The organism is Dialister sp., from assembly GCF_051885895.1.
Classification (GTDB): Bacteria; Bacillota; Negativicutes; order Veillonellales; family Dialisteraceae; genus Dialister.
This window is the reverse complement of sequence record NZ_JBJEXP010000070.1, coordinates 1-2,468: the sequence shown is the minus strand read 5'-3', so window position 1 is coordinate 2,468 and position 2,468 is coordinate 1. Positions and strand designations below refer to the sequence as shown.

Here is a 2,468-nt window from a genome sequence, read left to right as displayed (position 1 = left end):
TTTTACAGAGAACCGGTCTCCCTGCCTTCCACTGCCCGGGCCACTTTTTTCAACAGAACCAGAAGCTCTGCCTGTTCCTCTTCATCCAGGCCTGACAGGATCAGCTCTTCCGCCGCTTCCATCTTTCCCTTGGCCATCCTGCATTTTTCCATACCCTTTTCCGTAAGAGATACCCGCCGGATACGGCCTTCTCCTTTATTGGTAAAGGATGTGACACACCCCTTCTTTTCAAGACGGTTCACAATGCCTGTCATGGTAGGCTGGGAAACGCCAAGATAAGAGACCAGCTCTCCCAGCATGGCATTATTATGAAAACGGTCTTCCACCGCCACCAGCACCCCCATCTGGGTGAGGGTCAGGTCATCGTTCCGAAGGTCATTATTCGCCTGCCGTTCCAAAGCATCATTGATTTTCTTGAAAAGCAGCCCGCATGATTCCTTATGAGCCATACTCTCTCCCATCCTTTAAAATCATCCTTCTGCAGACCTGTGCCGCGTTCTGAAAAGCGGGAGGTGTATCGCAGAATCAAATTTCCATGCAATGAGTTTCATGCCATATCATGCCTTCCCTGTCATGGTCCGAGGCATATTCCTCTTGGCCTGGAATTCGTCGGCATCCAGGCGGTATACCTCACATCCTTTCAGCATGCCGTCGGTGATGATCCAGTCCTTTCCTGAAATCTGCTTCATGAAATCGGTGAGAATTTCCTTCTTTTCCTCATTTCCTTCCACGATGGTCACACGGCCGCTGCCAATGATACTCATGTAGGCATTGGTGTAGAGTGCAGGATTGGATTTGTGGGGAATAACATTTTCCCCAGTATCCATTTCAAAGCCTGCTCTGCCGTCTTTTTCTATAAGTTCTTTCTTCAACCCCGCTGTAGCGCCATGAAAGAAGAGAGAAAGTTTTCCTTCCTCATAGGTATAGGAATAATTGACAGGCACCACATAAATCCGCCCTTCGTCATAGAGTCCCAGATGCAGGATGCCGCAGGCATCCAGAATATGACGGATCTCTGATTCTTCCGTCACCAGTCTGTCTTTCCGTCTCATTTTCCGAGTTCCTGTTTCCATAGAATGACCTCCTTCAGGAAAGCGCTGATCCAATCATTGCCTGCTTTTATTCTTGAAACTTTATGCAGTACAGGGAATGAGGCGGCGCAAACAGCGAGCTTTTTAAGGAGCCTCCTGACGCAGCAGTGCATAAAGTTTTTTATAAAAGCAGACTCTATGAATGAATCAGTGTTTCTTCAGATTTATTATAGCAAAAGTCCGCCGCTTCTGCGGGAAGCCTCATCATTTTTACTCTTTTCTCTCCTCTATTTGCCCATTTCCCTGATTTCTTTTACAATGAGAAACAGACAACTCCAATTTTCATTTCCATGGAAGGATTCTTTGTATGCCTGCTTCTTCCTTAAAAAATTCCTTTACTTCCGGCCCTATTGCTTCTCCGCTGTTTCGGTTTGCCCTGCCTGTGATGGGTGCTTTATTTCTCCAGGCACTTTATGGGGCGGTGGATCTTTTTATCGTGGGTCGTTTCGGAAGTGCCGCCGATCTGTCCGGCGTGTCTACCGGCACCCAGATTCTCCAGTCTTTTACCATGCTGACCGCCAGTTTTGCCATGGGCATCACCATCCTTCTGGGGCAGGCCATAGGCAGTGGACGGAGCCGGGAAGGCGGAACCATCGTAGGAAGCGGCATCTGTCTCTGTCTTCTCATCGGCTTTGTCTTTACTTTCCTTTTGACCGCCGGAGCCCCCCTGTGGGCCCGCCTTATGCAGGCGCCGCCGGAAGCCTTTGAAAAGACCGTTTCCTATATCCGTATCTGCGGAAGCGGAATGACCGCTATCATCTGCTACAACCTTATGGGCAGTATTTTCCGGGGCATGGGAAATTCCAAAACACCGCTGTATACGGTGGCTATTGCCTCCGTATGCAACGGGGCCGGTGATTTTCTTCTGGTGGCTGTATTTCATCTGGGTGCTTCCGGTGCGGCACTGGCCACAGTGTTTTCCCAGGCCCTTTCCGTTATCATTTCCTACCGTATGATCCAGTCCAGACCACTGCCTTTTCCGTTCTCCCTTTCCATGGTTCGCTTCCATCTGTCCTGCATCCACCGTATCACGGCGCTGGGTCTTCCCATCGCCCTGCAGGACCTTCTGGTGAGCCTGTCCTTCCTGATCATCATGGCCATTGTAAACAGCATAGGACTGACCGCTTCCGCTTCCATCGGCGTATCAGAAAAAATCTGCGGATTCATCATGCTCGTTCCTGCTTCCTTTATGCAGTCCATGTCCGCCTTCGTAGCACAGAATGCCGGCGCCCGCCGTTATGACAGGGCAAGGAAGGCCCTCCTTTACGGTATCCTTTCCGCTTTTTCCATAGGCCTTGTCATGGCCTATGCCGCCTTTTTCCGGGGAACAAGCCTTACCGCCTTCTTCACCGGGGATCCTGCCGTCATTGCCGGGGC

Annotated in this window: 3 protein-coding genes; 1 reads left to right on the top strand and 2 read right to left on the bottom strand. The window is 50.4% G+C overall.

Features of this window, described 5'->3' with window-relative positions; translation table 11 throughout:
* Positions 1–2: 2 nt before the first annotated feature.
* Together ACI4N7_RS05985 and ACI4N7_RS05980 are read right to left on the bottom strand one after the other, a co-directional pair.
* The gene (locus ACI4N7_RS05985) at positions 3–461 is read right to left on the bottom strand and encodes a MarR family winged helix-turn-helix transcriptional regulator (RefSeq protein ID WP_439732441.1); all 459 of its coding nucleotides are present in this window, start codon (positions 459–461) and stop codon (positions 3–5) included.
* Between the two features lie 96 nt (positions 462–557).
* The gene (locus ACI4N7_RS05980; RefSeq protein WP_439732440.1) at positions 558–1,073 is read right to left on the bottom strand and encodes a pyridoxamine 5'-phosphate oxidase family protein; all 516 of its coding nucleotides are present in this window, start codon (positions 1,071–1,073) and stop codon (positions 558–560) included.
* Positions 1,074–1,398: 325 nt separating this feature from the next.
* Here ACI4N7_RS05980 and ACI4N7_RS05975 point away from each other — a divergent pair.
* The coding region (locus tag ACI4N7_RS05975) for an MATE family efflux transporter (RefSeq protein WP_439732439.1) at positions 1,399–2,468 on the top strand (1,070 nt) is incomplete at its 3' end.